Source organism: Vibrio fluvialis (genome assembly GCF_900460245.1).
In the GTDB taxonomy this organism is placed as follows: domain Bacteria; phylum Pseudomonadota; class Gammaproteobacteria; order Enterobacterales; family Vibrionaceae; genus Vibrio; species Vibrio fluvialis.
Genome location: NZ_UHIP01000002.1, coordinates 461,080 through 481,736, shown reverse-complemented (window position 1 = coordinate 481,736; position 20,657 = coordinate 461,080). Strand labels below are relative to the sequence as shown.

General features: G+C 49.4%; 19 protein-coding genes and 1 pseudogene. 10 read left to right on the top strand and 10 right to left on the bottom strand.

Annotated elements, in window-relative coordinates; genetic code table 11:
- Positions 1-22: 22 nt before the first annotated feature.
- The 4 genes from DYA43_RS17230 (at position 23) to pstB (ending at position 3,521) form a co-directional block, all read left to right on the top strand.
- Positions 23-844 carry a phosphate ABC transporter substrate-binding protein gene (locus tag DYA43_RS17230; protein ID WP_020329646.1) on the top strand — a complete coding sequence of 274 codons (822 nt, stop codon included), beginning with the start codon at positions 23-25 and terminating at the stop codon, positions 842-844.
- Between the two features lie 89 nt (positions 845-933).
- The gene (pstC, locus tag DYA43_RS17225; protein ID WP_024375556.1) at positions 934-1,866 is read left to right on the top strand and encodes a phosphate ABC transporter permease subunit PstC; all 933 of its coding nucleotides are present in this window, start codon (positions 934-936) and stop codon (positions 1,864-1,866) included.
- A 5-nt stretch (positions 1,867-1,871) separates the two neighbouring features.
- Positions 1,872-2,735 (top strand): phosphate ABC transporter permease PstA, encoded by an 864-nt coding sequence (gene pstA, locus DYA43_RS17220; RefSeq protein ID WP_020329648.1) that lies wholly within the window; start codon positions 1,872-1,874, stop codon positions 2,733-2,735.
- A gap of 36 nt (positions 2,736-2,771) precedes the next feature.
- The gene (gene pstB / locus DYA43_RS17215) at positions 2,772-3,521 is read left to right on the top strand and encodes a phosphate ABC transporter ATP-binding protein PstB (RefSeq protein WP_020329649.1); all 750 of its coding nucleotides are present in this window, start codon (positions 2,772-2,774) and stop codon (positions 3,519-3,521) included.
- Between the two features lie 50 nt (positions 3,522-3,571).
- Here the strand turns inward: pstB and DYA43_RS17210 are convergent, their stop codons facing one another.
- From DYA43_RS17210 to DYA43_RS17195, 4 genes are all read right to left on the bottom strand, one after another.
- Positions 3,572-4,669, bottom strand: a complete 1,098-nt coding sequence (locus DYA43_RS17210; RefSeq protein WP_038156739.1) for a GGDEF domain-containing protein — start codon at positions 4,667-4,669, stop codon at positions 3,572-3,574.
- Entirely contained in the window at positions 4,666-5,133 is a 468-nt protein-coding gene (locus tag DYA43_RS17205; RefSeq protein WP_020329651.1) for a putative pterin-binding protein, read from the bottom strand. The genes DYA43_RS17210 and DYA43_RS17205 overlap by 4 nt, the downstream gene beginning before the upstream one ends.
- 188 nt (positions 5,134-5,321) lie before the next feature.
- Positions 5,322-6,701, bottom strand: coding sequence for a YjiH family protein (locus tag DYA43_RS17200; protein ID WP_020329652.1), 1,380 nt, complete (start codon positions 6,699-6,701; stop codon positions 5,322-5,324).
- Between the two features lie 377 nt (positions 6,702-7,078).
- The gene (locus tag DYA43_RS17195; protein ID WP_020329653.1) at positions 7,079-8,755 is read right to left on the bottom strand and encodes a SulP family inorganic anion transporter; all 1,677 of its coding nucleotides are present in this window, start codon (positions 8,753-8,755) and stop codon (positions 7,079-7,081) included.
- A 319-nt stretch (positions 8,756-9,074) separates the two neighbouring features.
- Between DYA43_RS17195 and DYA43_RS17190 the strand changes: the two genes are divergently transcribed.
- From DYA43_RS17190 to shyA, 3 genes and pseudogenes are all read left to right on the top strand, one after another.
- Positions 9,075-9,701: a hypothetical protein gene (locus DYA43_RS17190; RefSeq protein WP_024375493.1), complete on the top strand. Its 627-nt coding sequence runs from the start codon at positions 9,075-9,077 to the stop codon at positions 9,699-9,701.
- A 151-nt stretch (positions 9,702-9,852) separates the two neighbouring features.
- Positions 9,853-10,153 (top strand): annotated as a pseudogene (locus DYA43_RS17185) (isoamylase early set domain-containing protein).
- 176 nt (positions 10,154-10,329) lie between these two features.
- The gene (shyA, locus tag DYA43_RS17180; protein ID WP_024375495.1) at positions 10,330-11,643 is read left to right on the top strand and encodes a peptidoglycan DD-endopeptidase ShyA; all 1,314 of its coding nucleotides are present in this window, start codon (positions 10,330-10,332) and stop codon (positions 11,641-11,643) included.
- 31 nt (positions 11,644-11,674) lie between these two features.
- Here shyA and DYA43_RS17175 read toward each other — a convergent pair whose 3' ends face one another.
- The gene (locus DYA43_RS17175; protein ID WP_055452279.1) at positions 11,675-13,507 is read right to left on the bottom strand and encodes a putative bifunctional diguanylate cyclase/phosphodiesterase; all 1,833 of its coding nucleotides are present in this window, start codon (positions 13,505-13,507) and stop codon (positions 11,675-11,677) included.
- A gap of 212 nt (positions 13,508-13,719) precedes the next feature.
- A complete protein-coding gene (locus tag DYA43_RS17170; protein ID WP_020329658.1) occupies positions 13,720-14,613 on the bottom strand; it encodes a LysR family transcriptional regulator in 894 nt (297 codons plus the stop codon).
- An 87-nt stretch (positions 14,614-14,700) separates the two neighbouring features.
- Between DYA43_RS17170 and DYA43_RS17165 the strand changes: the two genes are divergently transcribed.
- The 3 genes from DYA43_RS17165 to DYA43_RS23150 all read left to right on the top strand — a co-directional run bounded on the left by DYA43_RS17165 (position 14,701) and on the right by DYA43_RS23150 (position 16,591).
- Positions 14,701-15,906 carry a multidrug effflux MFS transporter gene (locus DYA43_RS17165; protein WP_061056004.1) on the top strand — a complete coding sequence of 402 codons (1,206 nt, stop codon included), beginning with the start codon at positions 14,701-14,703 and terminating at the stop codon, positions 15,904-15,906.
- 90 nt (positions 15,907-15,996) lie between these two features.
- Positions 15,997-16,347: a hypothetical protein gene (locus DYA43_RS17160; protein WP_020329660.1), complete on the top strand. Its 351-nt coding sequence runs from the start codon at positions 15,997-15,999 to the stop codon at positions 16,345-16,347.
- Between the two features lie 109 nt (positions 16,348-16,456).
- Positions 16,457-16,591, top strand: a complete 135-nt coding sequence (locus DYA43_RS23150; RefSeq protein ID WP_020329661.1) for a hypothetical protein — start codon at positions 16,457-16,459, stop codon at positions 16,589-16,591.
- A gap of 67 nt (positions 16,592-16,658) precedes the next feature.
- Here the strand turns inward: DYA43_RS23150 and DYA43_RS17155 are convergent, their stop codons facing one another.
- The 4 genes from DYA43_RS17155 to hisC all read right to left on the bottom strand — a co-directional run bounded on the left by DYA43_RS17155 (position 16,659) and on the right by hisC (position 20,586).
- Positions 16,659-17,273, bottom strand: coding sequence for a glutaredoxin (locus tag DYA43_RS17155; protein ID WP_061056003.1), 615 nt, complete (start codon positions 17,271-17,273; stop codon positions 16,659-16,661).
- Positions 17,274-17,315: 42 nt separating this feature from the next.
- Entirely contained in the window at positions 17,316-18,212 is an 897-nt protein-coding gene (locus DYA43_RS17150) for a DMT family transporter (protein WP_061056002.1), read from the bottom strand.
- Between the two features lie 503 nt (positions 18,213-18,715).
- Entirely contained in the window at positions 18,716-19,489 is a 774-nt protein-coding gene (locus tag DYA43_RS17145; RefSeq protein ID WP_061056001.1) for an ABC transporter substrate-binding protein, read from the bottom strand.
- A gap of 23 nt (positions 19,490-19,512) precedes the next feature.
- Positions 19,513-20,586, bottom strand: a complete 1,074-nt coding sequence (gene hisC / locus DYA43_RS17140; RefSeq protein WP_081094728.1) for a histidinol-phosphate transaminase — start codon at positions 20,584-20,586, stop codon at positions 19,513-19,515.
- Positions 20,587-20,657: the final 71 nt, after the last annotated feature.

Sequence of the window (20,657 nt, the reverse complement as noted above, 5' to 3'; positions counted from 1 at the left end):
AAAGCCACTTAAGGAAATTGTGATGAAAAAGACAGTAATCGGTGCAATCGCTCTTCTAGGCGCTCTGGCAGTTAACCCAGTTTCAGCAAAAGAAACCATCTCTGCAGTGGGTTCTAGCAGTGTTACTCCACTGATGGAAGTTTTCTCTGAAACATACATGAAGAAAAATTCGGAAGTGTTTATTGAAGTTCAAGGTCCTGGTTCTTCTGCAGGTATCAAAGCGGCGAAAAACGGCAGCGCAGATATCGGCATGTCTTCTCGTGGTCTGAAAGACTCTGAGAAAGAATCGAACCTGGTTGAAGAAGTTATCGCTCGTGACGGCATCGCAGTTGTTGTACACCCAAGCAACAAAGTTAAGGGTCTGACAGCTGAACAAGTCTCAGAAATCTACAAAGGCGAAATCACTAACTGGAAACAAGTCGGTGGTGAAGACAAGCCAATCGTTGCGATCACTCGCGACACTGCATCAGGTACTCGTGGTGCATTTGAAGAAATCATGGAACTGAAAAAGAAAATTTCTGGTAAAGAAGTATCAGCAATCTCTCAACGCGCTCAAGTTGCTAACGGTAACGGCGGTCTGAAAACTATGGTTGCTTCTAACCCATACTCAATCGGCTACATCTCTCTGGGTACTGTAGACGGTTCAGTTCACGCTCTGTCAGTAGATGGCACTGATGCAACTGTAGACAACGTGAAGAACGGCTCTTACAAAGTAGCACGTCCGTTCCTGGTTCTTTACAAGAAAGGCAAACCATCTGCTGAAACTCAGAAGTTCCTGGATTGGATGCTGTCTGAAGAAGCGCAAAAGATCGTTGCTTCTCACCACTACATCTCTGTGAACTAAGAAACAAAATTTAATAAGTTTGCTCAGCCCGCTTGATTAGGGCTGAGCGTTTTCAATCCACCTCGACTCGTTCGACAAGTGAGATGAACATGACCATCGCGACCAATAGTGACAAGCTTATGAACGGTGCAAAGACGCAAGTATCAAAGCGCGGTTTACGCGCTAAAAAGCGTATCGACTGGAAAGAGCGTCTCTTTCACGGTTTGTTTTTAACCAGTGCAGTAATCGGTATTGTTTCCTTAGCCGTTATTGCCTATTTCATCATTCGGGAAAGTATTCCGGCATTCCAAGAAGCGGGTGTTGTGGGTATTGTCCTCGGCCAGGATTGGCTGCCACCGGCATTGTACGGTGTAGCGACGATGATCGTCGCTTCTGTCGTTTCGACCTTTGGTGCGGTTATCGTAGGCGTGCCGATTGGCGTGCTCACTGCCATTTTCATTGCTGAAATTGCGCCCAAACGCGTTGCCGATGTGATTCGCCCTGCGGTGGAACTGTTGGCGGGTATTCCTTCAGTGGTCTATGGCTTCTTTGGCCTGGTCATCATTGTGCCACTGATTCAAAACATCTTTCAGGTTCCGGCGGGTAACACCATTCTCGCAGGGATCATCGTACTGGGTGTGATGATTCTGCCGACGGTGATTACCGTATCGGAAACCTCGATTCGCGCGGTACCAAAAACCTACAAAGAAGGTTCACTGGCGCTCGGCGCTTCAAACATTTACACCATTTTCAAATTGCTCGTTCCTGCGGCTCGCTCCGGTATTATGACGGGTGTGATTCTGGGTATCGGTCGTGCATTGGGCGAAACCATGGCCATCATCATGGTGATGGGGAACGCGCCAGCGATGCCTCAGGGCATTCTGGACTCAGCGCGTACGCTGACCGCGAACATTGCGATCGAAATGTCGTACGCCAGCGGTGTGCACGCAAATGCGTTGTACGCGACTGGTGTGGTGCTTCTGGTGTTCATCATGATGTTGAACGCGGCACTGCTGTACCTGAACCGTGAGAAAGCGAGGTAATCACCATGGATCGCGCAAAACTAAAACAAGTTCGTGAATTTAAAGACAACGTGCTGCGCAGCTTCATCTGGCTGGCGGCAGCGCTGACGGTCGGTTTCCTGTTCTGGATCATCTGGTACATTCTGTCGAATGGCCTGCAGCACGTAGACTGGCATTTCATTTCGGATAACTACACGCGTACTGGTGATGAACACGGTATCTTCCCGATGATCATCTCGACCATCTACATGGTAATCGCATCGATTGCGGTGGCAGCGCCACTCGGCATCATGACCGCGATTTACCTGACCGAATATGCCAAAGTCGGCAGCCGACTGGTGAAAGTGATTCGCTTCTGTACTGAATCGCTGGCGGGTATTCCGTCGATCATCTTTGGTCTGTTTGGTATGACATTCTTCGTGGCGATTCTGGGTTTTGGCTTCTCGATTCTGTCGGGCGCGCTGACCCTGAGTATTCTGATTCTGCCGGTGATTATCCGTACCACAGAAGAAGCGCTGATGGCTGTGCCACAAACTTACCGCGAAGGCTCTTACGGCCTTGGCGCATCAAAAATCTACACTATCTGGCGTCTGATTTTGCCAAGCGCAATGCCAGGTATTATGACTTCAGTCATTCTCAGTATCGGTCGTGTGATCGGTGAATCGGCTCCGGTCTTTTTGACCGCGGGTATGGTAGCGCGTATTCCTGACTCCCTGATGGATTCAGGCCGTACGCTGACCGTGCACCTGTACAAGCTGACCACTGAGCTGTTCACTATCGAAGAGTGGAATCAGGCATACGGTACGGCTACCGTCCTGATCGTCGTCGTGTTGCTCATCAACATGATTACCAAATTGATCGCCAAGCGATTCAATACGGCGACTTACTAAACCAACACGACTGACAGATTTTACGAGATTAAGACAATGAACAAATTTAGCATTGAAAACCTGAACCTGTTTTACGGTGAAAACCAAGCCCTGAAATCTATCAACCTGCCGATTCCTACGCGTCAGGTGACGGCGCTGATCGGCCCGTCTGGCTGTGGTAAATCGACGTTGTTGCGTTGCTTGAACCGCATGAACGATTTGATTGAAGGCGTAAAAATTACCGGCAAACTGACCATGGATGGCGAAGATGTGTATGGCAACGTGGACGTTGCAGACCTGCGCATCAAAGTTGGCATGGTATTCCAAAAGCCGAACCCATTCCCGATGAGTATCTATGAGAACGTGGCTTACGGCCTGCGCGCTCAGGGCGTGAAAGACAAGAAACACATTGATGAAGTGGTTGAGCGTTCACTGCGCAGTGCCGCACTGTGGGACGAGGTGAAAGATCGCCTGAAGTCACACGCGTTCGGTTTGTCGGGTGGTCAGCAGCAACGTCTGTGTATCGCGCGCACCATCGCGATGGAACCGGATGTCATCCTGATGGATGAACCGACGTCTGCACTTGACCCGATTGCGACCCACAAAATTGAAGAGCTGATGGAAGAGCTGAAGAAGAACTACACGATCGTTATCGTGACGCACTCCATGCAACAGGCTCGCCGAATTTCAGACCGCACTGCTTTCTTCCTGATGGGAGAACTGGTGGAGCACAATGATACCCAGATCATTTTCAACGAACCGAAAGACGACCGTACACGTGGTTACGTAAATGGTGACTTCGGTTAAGCGAGAAGGACCTCATTATAACTATAAAGCGATGGTAACTTTGCCCCTCTCTATGAGGGGCTTTTTTGTTGGAACTTCATCTGGTACATGTTCTTGTCGGCGATGTGCACCAGTTGGTTAATGTCGATGGCGTCGTAAGGGTAGCGGCTGACGCCGATACTGGTGCTGAGCGGATAGGGAGCGTTACTCGGCAGCACAAAAGCTGCTTCAAAACACTCTGCAATCAGCGTCTGGATTCCCGCCAGATCATCGGGGTCGACGCTGTCGAGAATGATGGCAAACTCGTCACCGCCCATACGAAATACCCAGTAATCGAACGTCGGAATATGCGCCAAACGATGCGCGACCTGACGTAACACGGAATCCCCTGCCTGATGGCCAAGTGTGTCGTTGATGGCTTTGAAGCCGTTCAGGTCAAGTAGCAACAACGAGAACGACTGTTGCGCGGTATAGCGCTTAAGAGCATCAAACATCGCCAGACGGTTAGAAAGTCCGGTTAATGGATCAGTCAGCGCCAGCAGTTTATGAAAACGCGCTTCGGCGTGCAGTATGTAACTCACCAAGCCGATGCACGAAAACAGCACAAACATCAGCACAAACTGAATTTGCGTCAGGGTGTATGCCTGCTGCTTCTGGTGTAGATAAATCGGGCTCTGAATCTTAAAGTTTTCGTTGATGTAGCTGATGATGCGCTGATAGAGATCCTGCGACTTATTCAGAAAACGTTCCATGGATGGCTTGTCGTGAGCCGCCATCAGCAATGGTTCGAGCAGTTTGAAGTCTTCAAATGCACTTTTAAAAAACGGATAAGTCCCTTCCAGTCCCATAAAGCCCTCGGCTTCACGGCTATTCAGAATCACATCAAAGCGGCTCCAGGTCAGCTCGTATTTGAGCCACACATGCTCCATTTTCTTCTTGGAGTTGAGCGCATAAGGCGTCTCGGCCATCATTTCCGTGAACTCTTTGGTCAGCTGAAACAGAAACCACGTGGCCTGATTCTGACGGTCAGTATAGGAGCGCGCCAACTCGCGCGTGCTGTTGAGCGTGTAGAGGTTGGCCACCACGAGCACAGCAGACACGAGGATCAGTAATGTCTTGGCACGATGCACCAGGGGATGGAGCATCTTGTTTTGTATCGGCTTAATCATCGCGTGTGAATCTGTATCTCTTTAATCTGCCAGACCATTAATGTGTAGTGCATAGGTTCATCAATTTCAGGGTGCGTGGTCAGGTCATACACCAGCCAGAAGGGGCCTTTATCACGCACTCGCATGGGCTTACCATCCATAAAATACGCCACGATGGGCTGATATTGGCGCAAGTCTGCCATCTCAATCTTGGCAACATAATCATTCAACGCAATCAAAGAGACGGACGTGGCGTGACTAATCTTGAGGTAATCGAGTAAATCAGTGATGGTAAACCCGGTGTAGGTGTGGGGTTCGGGCAGCCAAGGCAGCTTGGTGGTAAACGCGTTTACCGGCAGCACAGTTTGCAGCTGATCAAGGCTCAGCGTCTGTGATGCTTGTTCCCCTACTTTTATGGTCAAATCTGCAGCAACGGCGTGCAGGCTAAACAGCAGCAACCAGATAATAGACAAGCGTCTCACCATAAGGATGTTCCTCTGCAGGTGATGAATTATTCATTATTGTTGTGTTTCTTTGTGCAGTATAAGGCGAGAGTTTGAGCAATGAAACGAATTATTGATTAAATGATTAGTTTAAGTGGCTGGTTAGGATGACTTAGATATAAAAAAGGCTCCCAGTCAGGAGCCTTTCATTGATAGCGGTAATAACTGATTTAGAAAATCAGGTGCGCAACACCTACAATCACAGGCAGTGTGATCAGAGTACGCAGAATGAAAATGATGAACAGTTCCAGAATGTTAACCGGAATACGGCTACCCAGCATCAGTGCACCCACTTCAGACATGTAAATCAGCTGAGTAACAGACATCGCAGCGATAACAAAGCGTGTCATTTCGTTGTCGATAGATGCTGCCAGAATGGCTGGAATAAACATATCCGCAAAGCCGACAACCATAGTTTGTGACGCTTGCACTGCTTCTGGTACGCCCAACAGTTCCAGGTAAGGAACGAACGGCTGACCCAACACAGAGAATACAGGTGTGTATTCCGCGATAACCAGCGCCATGGTACCCAGGCCCATAACCACAGGCAGCACGCCGAACACCATGTCTACCGCATTACGTACGCCTTCACCGAATACCGCTTTCAGGCAGTTTACTTTGCTCGCCTTGTTTAGCGCCAGTTCCATACCCCAAGAGAATGAGGTGTGACCTTCTGGTACCGCATCTTGATCCGGGTTTGGTTTGCTACCGTCGATGTAGGTGTCTTTTTTCAGGCTCAGTGGTGGCAGGCGAGGAATGATGATCGCTGCAACAAAGCCTGCCAGACAGATGGCTGCGTAGAACGGCAGGAACAGGTGTTCCAGCTCAACCTGAGCAATAACAACCAAGCTGAACGTGATAGATACTGCAGAGAATGTGGTTCCCACGACAGCCGCTTCACGTTGCGTGTAAAATTTTTCTTCGTACTGTTTACTGGTCAGCAGGATTCCCACGCTGCCATCACCCAGCCATGATGCCACACAGTCGATTGCGCTGCGGCCTGGCAGGTTAAACAGCGGACGCATTACTTTGCTCAGCAGCGCGCCCATCAGCTCCAGTAGACCGAAGTTCAGCAGCAGTGGCAGCAGCAGGCCAGCAAAAATGAAAACAGAGAACAGGGTTGGTAGCAGGCCTTCCAGGACCAGACCACCCGTGTTTTCTTCCCAAATCGCTTTAGGGCCGATTTGGAAGAAAGTCATGATCACTGCTGCACCACCGATCACACGTACACACAGCCAAACCCAGCTTGGGTTGAATAGACCATTGAGGAACGCGCTTTGGGTAATGAATGCCGGTTTGAAAACTTTAGTCAAAACGGAGGCAACCGACATAAAAGCGATGATGGTTGTAACGATAGCAACCAGACTGTCACCAAACAGAGCCTGAATGGATTTAGCCAGAATGGCGACTGGAATAGTCAGCGAACCGTCGTAACTGATCGGTGCCATAAACAGGAATACCCCGATCAGTGAAGGGATCAGGAACATCCAAAGGTTGCCGGAAGAGCGGGTCTCTACCGGTGATTCTAAGGTTTGAGCGTTATCTTGCATTACTTCTCTCGTGTTACCACTAGTCAATTAAATCCAAATCCCTGGCATATTAATTCACTAAACATCCGTATTTACTCATACGTGCAAGAATATCCATTTTTTAATGCGTCTGCAATACTATTCATTAAAAAGGGCTAAATATTCATTCCATTGCACTGCGAGATGTGCAAATCATAGTGATTTGTTTTGCCATTGTTACACTGGTTAATTATTTGTTTAAAACGCTTTGTGTATTTTGTGTGATCCTGGGCACAGACTTAAAGGGTTTTATGAAGCAAGGGGACAGGAGAGGTCGATTTATCGACAAGAAGGACAGAAAAAAGCCCTTAAGTTGTGAACTTAAGGGCTGCGATTATCTATGGATATTTAGTGAAAAGTTATGAGGTCTGGGGCGTTGCCGCATGGCGACTCTCTACCTCGGCCAAGCTGTCACTTAATGCAGCATCAAACTCTTCGTAGAAATGGTATTCACCGACCAGCTGCACAATGCCTGCTCGGCGCAGTTTCTGGGTAACACGAGGATTTGCACCGGAAATCAGCACTTTAACATTCTTCTTATGGAAGCTTTCGATGATCTCTTCCAGAGCTTGCAGGCCAGTGATATCCATAAATGGTACCCATTTCAAACGGATGATCAGGATTTCAGGTGTTTCCTGAATACTGCTCATCACGCGTTCAAAGGTTTCTGCGGCCGCAAAGAAGAAAGGGCCTTCCAGCGCATAAACGGCAATTTCACGGGGTAACTGTGAAATATTGTGGCTTTGTAGCTCACGACCAAGCTCGTGTGAGGTGTTGGCTTTTACTTCGACGCTCGATGCCATGCGTTTTACAAAGTGCAGCGTGGCGATGATGACCCCGATATTGACCGCCACCACAAGGTCAGCAAATACGGTCAAACCAAAGGTGAGCAGCAGGATCACGACGTCAGCTTTTGGTGCGCGTTTTACCAGCTTAATAAAGTGGGGCGCTTCACTCATGTTCCACGCCACCACGAACAAGATAGCGCTCAGGGTCGCTAGCGGAATGTTGACGGCCAGTGGCGCTAATGCCAGTAGAATGATGATGAGCGTCGCCGCATGCACGATACCGGCAATCGGGCTGGTACCGCCGTTACGAATGTTGGTGGCGGTGCGGGCAATGGCGCCCGTGGCGGCGATGCCACCAAACAGTGGTGCAACGATGTTGGCCAGGCCCTGACCAACCAGCTCTTGATTGGAATTGTGCTTAGTGCCCGCCATACCATCGGCGACGACGGCAGACAGCAGGGATTCAATCGCGCCCAACATGGCAATCGCGAAGGCAGGGCCAATCAACTGAATCATCTGTGAGAAAGTCACCTCAGGAATCGACAGCTCTGGTAAACCCTGTGGAATCCCGCCAAAGGCAGAACCGATGGTGCGAACACCGTCAAAACCAATAATAAATTGCAGCGAAGTCACGACGACCAGCGCGAGCAGCGGCCCGGGAATTTTATTCAGTTTGGGAATTTTCGGCCCGCCAATCACTAAGGCCAGTGAAAACAGCGCCAGCAGAGTGGTGGTGAGATCAAACTGCGGAAAAGCATGGAAAATGGCGATAAGCTTCTGGTGAAAATGTTCACCGTGAATGGCCGGCAGACCAAAAAACTCCTGCCACTGGCCTACCCAAATGATCACGCCGATACCACTGGTAAAGCCGACAATCACCGGATCAGGAATGTAGCGGATGATGCTGCCCAGTTTGGCAACACCGAGGATCAGCAGAATTACCCCGGCCATCATGGTCGCGATTTGCAGCCCGGCGACACCATATTGCGCGACGATACCTGCCAGAATGACAATGAAGGCGCCAGTCGGGCCGGCAATCTGAACGCGTGAGCCGCCAAACAGCGACACAATGATACCGGCGATAATGGCAGTGTAGATTCCCTGCTCTGGTTTAACGCCCGATGCAATAGCAAATGCCATCGCCAGCGGTAGCGCAACCACCCCAACTATCAATCCTGCACTGATGTTTGTGACCCACTGTTTGGGCTTAAGTAAGCCCGCCTTATAGGATTCATAGATGGCAAACATAAACGATCACCTTATTAAAAATAGGGAAATGAAAACGTGGTGGATTCTACGCTCATTTTTGTCCCTGTAAAGTGGGAGCCATATCACTAATCTGGTGACTGAAACATGGCAATTCATCAAGGGTAATTATCTTAAATATCAGTTGATTAACCTGGTTTCATCGAATCGATAACCGATACGTTACTCTTGTTATGATTTGTTTATCAGAATCTGGTGCGGAAAAATCTGGGGTGGTACACATTCTGCCAAACCTGAGGCTGCATCTGGTTCGGATTCGGGTATAGTGCGGGCCATTTAGAGTTGTTGTAACGGAAAGAACATGAAAAAACGCTGGCTACCCATTCCTCTGATTTTACTCACTCCGATCGTGTTGCTGGTACTGGTGATTGCTGCCGGGGTATACCGTTTCTCGCTGTCAGATGAAGAGATCCTGGCGAAGTTTCCGGTTCAGTCAGCGCAAGCCGATGCGATTGTTGAGCAGCTGTTTGGGTTAAAAGTGACGACTCCGCTGACCATCCCGGTGCCAGAAGCCGCCAGTTTTGCGCTGATCGACCGCTGGGACGATCAACACCGCTGGGTGATGGGGAACTACGATTCCGGCAGCGAGCGCGGACAAGTGCTGCTGGACACTCACTCTTTGTTGGCGCTGAAAGGGCAGGAGAAGCGTTATGGCTACGCTGGCATCATTCGCGTATCGAATCAGGGTTCCGGTGTCATGAACTATCTGGCGCTGTTCCAGTATGATGAACTGCGCTTGCGTATGGTGATGGTCGACAGCCAGTGGTTGGGAGATCGCGTGGAGATACAATCCGTTACGCAAAACAACGCTCAGCTTAACGTTTCTCTGCTCACACGCGGCGAGAATGAGGCGTTTGCAAATCCACCCACAAAATTTGTGTCTATAATGTTTTTGATATCGCAGAAATATCAGTTAATTCGACAATAATTTTGCACTTGCTGGAGCGGCTTGGACGCGTCGGGATGGCTGTTTGTCATTGACACGCTGTTAATCAGAATGTGGTTCTTTATTGAGCATGTGCACCAGGTTTTCTATAATCTGCCGAGCTGAATGATTCATACGAAAACGGAGTTTTACCATGATTAATAAGCGTTTTTTTTAAAACTAAAGATGAAGTAGAAGTGACATTTGAACTGGAGGCGCCCCAAGAGGCATCCAAGGTTGAAATTGTCGCCGATTTTTTAGATTGGCAACCGGAAGCCATGACGAAAGTCGCCAAATCCGGCACCTTCAAATTCAAAACCCGCCTGCCAAAAGATGGTGAATTCCAGTTCCGCTATTTGCTGGATGCTGAGCAATGGGTCAATGATGCCCACGCTGATCAGTACATTCCCAATGGGTTTGGTGAAGATAATTGTCTGGTTAAGACCTATCAGTGAGCGTAAGCATGGAAAAGCACTAAATCTCCATATAAGTGCTTGCTTATGCAGCAAATCTGATAAAAACAAAGGCACTTTGGTGCCTTTTTTAATGGTTCTTTGACACTTCACAGGTGACAATTTGGTAAGAAAGTCTTACTCTTTGGGCTCTTTTAACATTATCCACAGGTTAGATTGTGCTACCCAAGTCTCTATATTTGCGATTTTCTGAGCTTTCAAAACGTAAGAAAGTCTCAGTTGTAGGTGTATCCCTACTGGTAGTGGCAGCTATCTCATCCTCAATCAGCAATCCGTCTTACCCACGAAAAATCGAATTGTCGATTCCTGAATCGCAAATCGTGGAGTCGATTCTGTCGGAAACGGCCGAACCACGACGCTCGTATCCGGATTATGAGTATGAGATTAAATCTGGCGATAATCTGAGCACAATCTTCAATCAGTTGGGCTTTAGCTACCAAGAGCTGATGAAGATAATGGAAACCGATTTAAACTATCTCGCGTTAGATACCCTAAAACCGGGTAACATTCTTCGTTTTTGGCGAGGTCAGGATGGACACTCTCTGGCCAAAATGGAGTTGGAATTCAGCCTGGTAGAACGCGCGGTGTATGCTCGAACTGACGATGGCAGTTTTGAGTTCAAGGATGTAAAAATCCCGGGTAAGTGGAAAGAGTATCCGCTGATTGGTGAGATTCAGGGCAGTTTCTCTCAGTCTGCGAACCAACTCGGGTTAGGAAGCTCAGATATCGATCAGATCGTTTCGCTGCTGAAAGATAAAATTAATTTCGTGCGCGATATTCGTGCCGGCGATCGTTTTGAAGTGGTGCTGTCGCGTCAGTTCGTCGGTGAAAAGATGACCGGCAACAGCGAAATTCAGGCGATTAAGATTTTCAGTCGTAGCAATGAAGTCACGGCTTACTTGTACAAAGATGGCCAGTATTACGACAAAAATGGTGAAAGCCTGCAACGTGCCTTCCAGCGTTATCCAACCACGCAGAAGTGGCGTATGTCTTCGGGCTTTGACCCTAACCGTCATCACCCTGTGACTGGACGCATTGCGCCACACAACGGGACGGATTTTGCTGCGCCGATTGGTACTCCGGTCGTGTCGACGGGTGATGGTGTGGTTGTGATGACCCGTAACCACCCTTATGCGGGGAATTACGTGGTGATTCAGCACGGCAGTACTTACATGACTCGCTATCTGCACCTGAGCAAGATTCTGGTGCGTAAAGGTCAGAAAGTATCACGTGGTCAGCGCATCGGTTTGTCCGGCGCAACAGGTCGCGTGACCGGGCCGCATATTCACTATGAGTTGATTGTGCGCGGTCGTCCGGTCGATGCGATGAAAGCCAACATTCCGATGGCCAATTCGGTGCCGAAGAAAGAGATGGCCAGTTTTGTCTCTCGCCGCAACGAACTGGATAAAATGCTGGCTCATCAGGAGAGTTTGCTGGCGTCAAACAGCTCACCTGACAATCCGGAAAGTTAAACGAAAAGGCCCTGCTGAGCAGGGCCTTTTTTTATGCCTGTTTGGGGCTCTGCAGTGAACGCCATTGCTGAACAATTTTGGTCGGGACTTCCGGTTTGGCAAAATAGTAGCCCTGAATTTGATCGCACCCCATCACATACAGTTTGTTGAGCGCCTCCTGATCTTCCACCCCTTCTGCAATCAGGTCGACATTGAGCTGCTTCGCCAATTGCACAATCAACCACACTACACGCTCAGCCGTTTCATTGCACAGCATGTTGCGAATGAATGTTGCGTCTATCTTGATGCAATCGATCGGGTAGCTGTGAATGTAGTTCAAACTCGAATAGCCAGTACCGAAGTCATCCAGCGCCACCGTAAAGCCCAGCTCGCGCAGTTTATCGAGGATGTATTTCACTTCATTGGTCTGCGACAGCAACACAGTTTCGGTCAGCTCAATGGTGAATTCACGCGGTTCAAAATGGTAGCGTGTGATGGTTGCCATCAAGTGGTTGAGGTAACGGGTAGAGTTCGCCAGTTCATGTGCCGAGCAGTTGAGACCGAGCTTCACTTTGTAGCCAAACTGGCGTTCAAGTTCCGCTTTTGCCTGGCAGGCCAACTCAACAATCTTTTCACCCAGTTCAATGATCAAACCGGATTGCTCCGCCGCTTCGATAAACTCCATCGGCGAGACAAAACCTAAGGTCGCACTATTCCAGCGCGAGAGCACTTCAAAGTAATTCCACTCTTTCTGGCAGCGGCGCACGATAGGCTGCACCACAACATAGATTTCAGAATCAGCCACCGAGAGCTTATCCAGCTCGCTGCGTAGTGCGTTGATGACCTGAGTGCGGCGATGATACTGGCTGCTCAGGTGGGTATCGTAGCAACGAATGTGACTGTTGTTGCTCTGCTTACAATCTTTGAGCGCCAGACTGGCATTGAGGATCAACTGATCCGCGGAAATGGGTTCGTGTGATTTCTTGGCAATACCGATACTCAGGCTGACCTTGATGCGGTGTGACGGGTCAAAGTAGCCCTGATCCAGTTTGTCGAGAATGCTGCGACAGATGCTGAGTGGGTCGTTGGAAAACGTAATGAAAGCAAACTCGTCACCTGCGATACGAAAGGTCAGATTCTCATCGCGTACACATTGCAAAATAGCATTGGCAACAAACTTGATGATTTGGTCGCCAATGTAGTGACCATATAAGTCATTGATTGATTTAAAGTTATCGATGTCGAGATAGGCCAGAGTGAACGGCTCACTACTGGTTTCTACCAGACGTTCCAACTTGTCGGACAGATAGTTGCGGTTCATCAGATTGGTGAGGTTATCGTGGGAAACCTCGTAGCTGAGCTGATTGACCAGGCTTTCTGAACGTTCGGAGAGCCATTTGTTTCTCAGGCTGTGAACAATGATCCGCGCCAGAATGCGGTGATATTCCACCACCACACTTTCATCACGCACCGGAGTGGTGAAGGTGGAGATCAATATTCCTAGCACTTCACCGCTTTTACTGCGCAGAGGGATACCGAGATAGGCTTCGATGCCATGATCATGCAGAAAGTCATCGTAGGGGAACGTTTTGCTAACTTGGGAAGGAAACAGGCAGTACTCCTGCTTTGATTTGGACACTTGCTCGCAAGGCGTGCCCTTCATTTGATAGCACACATTGTCAACCAGTTGTTGTTCAGCTGCGTACGAAATACTGTGAGCTTTGTAGTGTGACTTATCCAGTTCGATGATACAGGTACAAAATGAGCCCAAATGGGTGTGCAGGGTATACGTTACCCTGTCTAACAAAGCCTTACCATCCAACAGTATCAGCTCAGAAATCGTATCCAGACTAACTGCATCTCTAGCCAGTGATGTTGTAGTCATAATTCAGTACTCACGTTGTTTAATAATGTAGAGAACTAAGTTATTGATCTCTTGATATGCGCTTAGACACTATGGTTGAGATTGACACTTTTTTCCACCAGAATGGCGTACGACTTTAGATGTATATTCTAGAAAAATAAGGTTGATCAAGAGGTTAACTTGCAGGTTAACATTGGTACTTTTTTGTTCATTCTCATGTGAAATGAGCGTGGTTACATCTCTCCATCCTGCGATTGAGCCAGTTTCTCTTTGAGGAAATTCAGGAACAGATGCGTGCGCGTGTGCTGGTAATCGAGTTTCGGGTAGTAGGCAAACACCGTCGCTTGATCGATAGTGACGTCCGGCAGAATTCGCACCAGAGTTCCTTGTCTGAGATCTTCTTTCAACATCACATGGTTAGACACCACGATTCCCATGCCGCATTTTCCGGCGTAGAACAGCGCTTCCGGGTTCGTGGTGGCGAAGTTACCTGACAGCGTCAGGCGCTTATTGTTGTTGGTTTTGACCTCGCGGCTGGTTTGCTCACCCCAACACAACACATTGTGGCGAGTCAGATCGTGCAAACTGGTCGGCGTGCCGTGGCGCTGCAGGTATTGTGGCGAGGCATAGAAGCCAGCTTTGTGCACAAACAGCGGAGTGGCTTTGAAACTGAGTGAATTGAGCTGGTCGATTTCACGGCTGATGAACAGGTCGAGATGCAGTTCAGGCAACTGGCCTGGTGTGGTGGTGGTGAGCTGAATTCGAATGTCCGGATAACGCTGGAGAAACTCATCGACATACTGCATCAGGAATTTCGAACCTACCGCAAGGGTCGCACCGATCTTAAGCAGCCCGGCCGGATTCTGGTTAAGTGAACGTGTCTCGTCGACCACGGACTGCCAGCTTTCCAGTTGTGCTTTGGCTCTTTCATAAAACAGAACGCCCGCTTCTGTTTGGGTGACGGAGCGAGTTGTGCGTTTCAATAACTGAACACCGATGCGCTCTTCCAGCCAGTGAATTCGCTTGCTGACCGCCGAGCTCGTGGTATTGAGCTTTCGTGCTGCGCCGTTGAAGCTGCCTTCTTCGACTACTCGAATGTATGTTTTTGCACTTTGTAGCCAGTCCATTCCTTCTCCTGTTTGTTCCACTTTGGAACTAATTCATTTCCTGAAAGCGACATTATCAAGCGTAGGTTACCAATATACACTGCGCGTATGAACAGAGAAGCACAAGATTCCTTTAAAAAAACGCCAATGCTGTTAGCGATGATGATCATCGCCACCGGCCAGGTCGGTGTTGCCATTTATCTGCCGTCGCTCCCCATGATCAGCCAGGATTTGCAGGTTGATCAGGCCAGTGTCCAGATGCTGGTCACCTTATTCCTGCTGGGTTTTGGCGGTTCACAACTCTTTTACGGCGCATTGTCTGATGCGGTAGGGAGACGTCCGACTTTTATTCTGGGTCAGGGCATTTACCTGCTGGGTACCATATTATGCGTTGCGTTTTCCGACAGCTTCAGTTCGCTGGAAATGGGGCGCCTGCTTCAGGGCTTAGGGGCGGGTAGTGCGTCCGTGTTGGGGCGCAGTGTGTTGCGAGACAGTTACGATGGCCACCATCTGACCAAAGCGATGTCTTACATCGCCATTACCGCGTCGATCATGCCGATCGTTGCCCCGGTTGTGGGCGGCTGGATGACCTATCATTTCAGCTGGCAGGCGGTGTTCATTTTTGTCATGGTGTACATCAGTGCCATTTTTACCCTGGGTTACTTTATTCTGCCGGAAACCCTGCCCTATGCGAAAAAGCGCTTTGAACCGTCCAAAGTGGCGATGAATTACTGGGCGCTGCTGCGCAACTGGCAGGTGCTGAGCAGTGCGAGCTATAACTGGATCAGCTATCTCTCCAGTCTGGTTACGTTGTCTGTGTTGCCATTTCTGCTGCAAAAGCAGCTGGGCATGACGGCCGCAGAATACGGCAGCATTATGATTATTCCGTCAGCAGGTTTGCTGGTGGGAAGCGTACTGGTGAATATTTTTCATCGCCGTTTTTCCAGCCGTCAGTTGCTAGGTACGGCGATCGGCATCATGATTTTTGCGGGCGTCTGGCTGCTTATTACGCCGTTTAATGTGTTCAATTTGGTGTGGGCGTTTACCTGGTTAACGGTCGCGCAAGGCATTTCCTTCCCGCTCTCTACCACGCTGTTACTGGCACCGCATAAGACTCAGGCCGGGTCGGTGTCGGCGCTGTCGGGTTCCATTCAGATGTTGATTGCCGGGCTGCTGGGTGGCTTTTTGGTTGAACACTGCGTGACGCAGCAGTCGTCGCTCGGCTGGTTCTATCTGGCAACCAGCTCCAGCATGCTATTCGTACTGATGCTGTCGGTTTCCCAACCAGAAACCTCAACTCAGCCGTCTACCTGATCCCTTCTGCACTGATGATCATGACGTTACGCTAGTGCAGTCGGTGCAGGTTGTGGGTATAATCCGCCGCTGCTACTAAGAGGAATGATCATGCAACAGAACGAATTTGAAGCGTTAGTAAAACAGCTGTGTGCGCAAGCGAGCCTACCCCAAGCGTTGGATATTCTGCGCGCCAGTGAAGATGCTGATGTCGCGGAAGCCGCTCAGTCGCTGACCGGACAGTTTGCTCTCGCCGATGTGGAAGGGGAGCAGCGTATTTATCATGTCACTGTGCAAGAAGACGAGCAGGGTGTTGAGCAAGAGTACGTTGAGCACATCATGAACGAAGGTGACGATGTGGTGAAATTTGTCGCGTGGTTCTTCGATATGATGTTCGACGTGAAAGTGAAAGACACCTATCAGGCTGCGGGCAAAACTTACAAACAGCCAAAACGTAGCTAATCTGAAAATAAATTACGTAAAAATGTGACACATGTCTTGTTATATCCGATTTTGGTGCTATATTAACTACAAAAGGTAGTTAAAAAACAACCAAATGTAGGAGAGAGTCATGGGTAACGATTTAGGTGCTGCGTACGTCGGTCAAATCATCGCGAAACAGATGATGCATGAAGCGTTTTATGGCAAGGCCCAGCCTAAGAAAAAATCTTTCATCAAAACCATGTGGAAGAAAATGACGAAGTAATTCGCCTCAAAGAATTAAAAAAGGCCTCAAGAATGTTCTTGGGGCCTTTTGCTTTTCTGAAACTAAATTACAGAACTTTGCCAGTTAATTTGACAACATTGCCTTGCTTGGCCTTGTGAGGGTTGGCTGCCAACCAGGTCTCCAATGCATCACATCCCCCGATGTATTGGCCATCCAGCCATATCTGCGGCACGGTTACTGGTGTTTTCTCGCCGATGATGGCTTTCACTTCTGGGATCATGCGATACAGGGCTGCGCTGTCTTTGATGACATCCCGGTAGTCGTAATCGATACCCGCCGACTGCAGTAAGTTTTTCGCTTTGGTGCAGTAGGGGCAACTCGCTTTGCCAAAGACAATATTGCCGGTGAGCGTGTCTCTGGGTGTCCATGCCTGAATCACGGACTGCACAAGCATGCCACGGTTAAGTGCTTCACCCTGACTGACCACTTTGCCCTCTACGATAACAATCGGTGCGTGCCAAGCTCCGTAACGCAAAGGCTCCCACCAATGGCTCAGCCAATCTTTGACTTCCAGCTCAATCGGAATACCCGCCAGTTCGTTGCTGAAGGTATCATTGAGTATGTCTTTGGTGAGCGTACATTCGCCACAGGGAATGTTGACCTTAAACGGTCCAAACTGCCCAGCCCAGCGGTATAGGGTGACTTTAATCGGCGTTGCCATCATTGTTCCTCGGAATCACTTTCTTACAGCATAGGAAAGGTTTTACGCCGCTTTTATTTCACGCGCCGTCTTTTTTGTTTCCCAATGGGTAATAAACGCGACCGATGCGATGATGATCGCTGCGCCCAGCCACAAACGCCCCGGTGGAACCCAGCCAAACACCATCCAACCTGCCAAGACGTTCAAGGGCAGTTTGGCGTGGTCGAACGGCTGAACAAAAGAAGCGTCAGCCAGTGAATAGGCTTTAACAATGGCCCATTGCGCCAGCGCTGTCATCACACCTGCAGCGAGCAGTAGCAGCCAAATTTGTGTGCCTTGCGGTGTCCGCCATTCCGGAATGGCGAGTAGCAGGTTGAATGGCGTGATCAGTAGCAGCAGGTAAACCACCATGGTGGACGGTGAATCTTGTGCCGAAAGGTGTTTGACCATCAACGAGTAGCTGGCCCAGAACAACGCAGCTCCAACGGGTAATAGCGCCGCCCAACTGAAATCGTCAGCCCACGGTTCAAGAATGATCATCGCACCGATGAATCCGGCCAGCGTGGCACACCAGCGAGCCGTTCCGACCCGCTCTTTGAGAATCAGACCGGAACCGAGTGTCGCAAACAGCGGAGATGTCATCAGCAATGCGATACCTTGCCAGATAGGTACAGGATACGCGAGAGCCCAAAGCCACAACTGAATCCCAATCACGGCCAGCAGGACACGCAGGACGTGCCATTTAAAATGGGCGGTGCGCAGTGAACGGCGAATACCGAGCGAGCGCAAATAAGGCAGAATCACAACGATAGCGACCGCGTACTGAATAAACGCGACTGTGGTGGAGGCCAGGCCAAAATGAATACTGGCAATTTGTGTCACGCTGTTGACCAGAGCAAACGCAAGACCAGCGGTCAGCATCCAGAATGCGCCCTTTGCAGGAGAATGACGGTTCGACATAAAGTTATCAAAATGTGGGAAAAGAGTGACGGCATCATACGCGCGAATGGTTATGAAACCAATGACTCATCTTTGTTGAGATAATTCGAAAAAATTGACGATGCTCAAATCATGCGCAATAGAAAGCGACTAGTATCTTTGCCCAGACGCTGTTGCAACGGCGCAAAAAAAAAAGACCTCCCAGAGGGAGGTCAAAGAACATGAAGTGACCAGTGATTTCTGCCATATCACTGAAAAGAAGCACAAACGCTGCCTGCATTTGTAATTTATATAATGCAGGCAGCGTGCCAACTTTTTCAATTCAATAAAATCAATGAGTTATATCGACTCTCCGTTTCCGCACAATTATTTTTCTATCTTTCAGATGCTTCGACTTGGGGCAGTCTGCTGTGATCTGGTGCATAAAATAAAAAAAGCCACGCGGCATGGCGTGGCTAAGACTTGGAGTTAAGCTCAATGCGGCTCGGATGAAGGTTCAACTGACCCTCACCCTGGATGCGGACTTACAGGTTTTCACCGTAGATATCAAAACTGAAATATTTCGCTGCGATTTTGTCGTAAGTACCATTGGCTCGAATGGTTTCAATCGCCTGATTGAATTTGGCGGCCAGTTCCTGATCCTGTTTACGCAGTGCCAGTGCGGTGCCTTCACCAATGTAGGCTTTATCGGTCACCGCTTCACCCTTGAATTCGAAATCTTGGCCATCGGTTTTATCCAGGAAAGCGAGTGAGAGCTGATCCGCGTTACCAAACGTGGCGTCCAGACGACCGTTTTGCATGTCGATGTACACTTCATCCTGACCGGTATAGCGTTTGATCTCAGCCACTGAACCAAATTTGTCGGTCACGTAGCGATCGTGAATGGTGCCTTGCTGCACGCCAATCACTTTGCCGGTCAGGCCTGCTTTATCCAGCGTGAAGGTCCCGTCCTTGCGGGTCACGAAACGCGCTGGCGTTTGGTAGTATTTGTTGGTGAAAAGCACTTTCTTTTTACGATCGTCAGTAATGCGCATTGAAGCCATGATCACGTCAGATTTACGGGCCAACAGGCTAGGGATCAGTGCATCCCAGCTCTGAGCGACCCAGGTACAATCGAGTTTGGCTTCTTTACACAACGCATCGGCGATTTCGATATCAAAGCCAACCGGTTCACCAGCGCTGTTTTTGTAGTTGAACGGTGGATAGGTAAAGTCGGACGCCAGACGGACTTCTTTAGCAGAAACCGCAGCGCAGAACAGAGTGGCGACACACGCCATACCAACAGCAAATTTTTTCATGGTCAAATTCCTTTTCTGTACATCTATGATTGCGACGGGTAACGACGGAGCACTTCTACCACTTCTTGCATGCTCGTTAGGCTACCGATAGTGATACGCACGCAGTCTCTCAGCGCAGGATCATGACTTTGATTACGAGTCACAATACCGTGCTTAAGCAGATACGCAAACAGATCTTTACCTGTGCGCGCGCGCAGTAACACGAAATTGGTGGAGGAAGGGTAAATCTTGGCGATGAAGTCCAGAGTGTGAAGTTCACCGATAAACCATTCGCGGGTATCAATCAGTTGTTGAGTCACCCGGTGAACCTTCTCCAACCCTTGTTCAGACAAAGCTTGCAGCACGATGGTCGCGCTGGAATCCGGCATCGGATAAGGCGGGATCAGTTTGGCGACGTACTCCATCACGCTGGCATCGGCGATGATAAAACCGCAGCGCACCGCCGCCAGACCAAAGGCTTTGGACAGGGTACGAATCACAACCAGATTCGGGTAAGTGGCAATCAGTGAAGCCACGCTCTGATTGAGTTCAAATTCAATGTAGGCTTCGTCGACCACCACTAAAGCGTCATGGCGGGTGCCTTCAAGCACTTCGATGATCGCCTCGCTGGCCAGCGGGTTACCGGTCGGGTTGTTCGGTGAACAGAGGAAGACCAGATTGGCATCTTTGGCGGCGGCAATCACCCCTTGAGTATCGAGCGCAAAATCATCACCCAGCAGCGGCACATGCAAAGTATCAATGGCGAGAGCGTCTGCACAGAATTCGTACATTGCATAGGTTGGTGAGCAGACGACGATTTTGTCTTTGCCTGGCTGACAGAAGGTGCGGATCAGCAGATCAATCGCTTCATCCGCGCCGCGCACGGCCATAACGGGCGTGTCGACCTGGCAATAACGTTGGTAAGCACTGGCGACGTCGTGGGGCAGAAAATCCGGATAGCGGTTGTAACTCTGCTCGTGAGCTCCGTAGTGAATCGCGCTTTCGAGTTCGTTGGCGTTAAGCCACACGCGACCGGAACCACCGATACGGCGTGCAGATTGATAAGGTATTAATTTTTTTATGGCCTCTGGTGCCAGTGTCGATGCAATGGAAGACATGTGTGACCTCGTCCTGCTGTTATTTAGTCGCAGTAAATGATTTTTTATGCTGATAATTGCACTTGGTGTGC

Bases quoted from the DNA above. Each gene is read 5' to 3' on its own strand.
- DYA43_RS17205 (WP_020329651.1), bottom strand. From the start codon at position 5,133: ATGGTGAGACGCTTGTCTATTATCTGGTTGCTGCTGTTTAGCCTGCAC.
- hisC (WP_081094728.1), bottom strand. From the start codon at position 20,586: ATGTCTTCCATTGCATCGACACTGGCACCAGAGGCCATAAAAAAATTA.
- pstB (WP_020329649.1), top strand. From the start codon at position 2,772: ATGAACAAATTTAGCATTGAAAACCTGAACCTGTTTTACGGTGAAAAC.
- pstA (WP_020329648.1), top strand. From the start codon at position 1,872: ATGGATCGCGCAAAACTAAAACAAGTTCGTGAATTTAAAGACAACGTG.
- DYA43_RS17150 (WP_061056002.1), bottom strand. From the start codon at position 18,212: ATGTCGAACCGTCATTCTCCTGCAAAGGGCGCATTCTGGATGCTGACC.
- pstC (WP_024375556.1), top strand. From the start codon at position 934: ATGACCATCGCGACCAATAGTGACAAGCTTATGAACGGTGCAAAGACG.
- DYA43_RS17170 (WP_020329658.1), bottom strand. From the start codon at position 14,613: ATGGACTGGCTACAAAGTGCAAAAACATACATTCGAGTAGTCGAAGAA.
- DYA43_RS17145 (WP_061056001.1), bottom strand. From the start codon at position 19,489: ATGAAAAAATTTGCTGTTGGTATGGCGTGTGTCGCCACTCTGTTCTGC.
- DYA43_RS17165 (WP_061056004.1), top strand. From the start codon at position 14,701: ATGAACAGAGAAGCACAAGATTCCTTTAAAAAAACGCCAATGCTGTTA.
- DYA43_RS17160 (WP_020329660.1), top strand. From the start codon at position 15,997: ATGCAACAGAACGAATTTGAAGCGTTAGTAAAACAGCTGTGTGCGCAA.
- DYA43_RS17190 (WP_024375493.1), top strand. From the start codon at position 9,075: ATGAAAAAACGCTGGCTACCCATTCCTCTGATTTTACTCACTCCGATC.
- DYA43_RS17200 (WP_020329652.1), bottom strand. From the start codon at position 6,701: ATGCAAGATAACGCTCAAACCTTAGAATCACCGGTAGAGACCCGCTCT.
- DYA43_RS17210 (WP_038156739.1), bottom strand. From the start codon at position 4,669: ATGATTAAGCCGATACAAAACAAGATGCTCCATCCCCTGGTGCATCGT.
- DYA43_RS17195 (WP_020329653.1), bottom strand. From the start codon at position 8,755: ATGTTTGCCATCTATGAATCCTATAAGGCGGGCTTACTTAAGCCCAAA.
- DYA43_RS17175 (WP_055452279.1), bottom strand. From the start codon at position 13,507: ATGACTACAACATCACTGGCTAGAGATGCAGTTAGTCTGGATACGATT.
- DYA43_RS17230 (WP_020329646.1), top strand. From the start codon at position 23: ATGAAAAAGACAGTAATCGGTGCAATCGCTCTTCTAGGCGCTCTGGCA.
- DYA43_RS23150 (WP_020329661.1), top strand. From the start codon at position 16,457: ATGGGTAACGATTTAGGTGCTGCGTACGTCGGTCAAATCATCGCGAAA.
- DYA43_RS17155 (WP_061056003.1), bottom strand. From the start codon at position 17,273: ATGGCAACGCCGATTAAAGTCACCCTATACCGCTGGGCTGGGCAGTTT.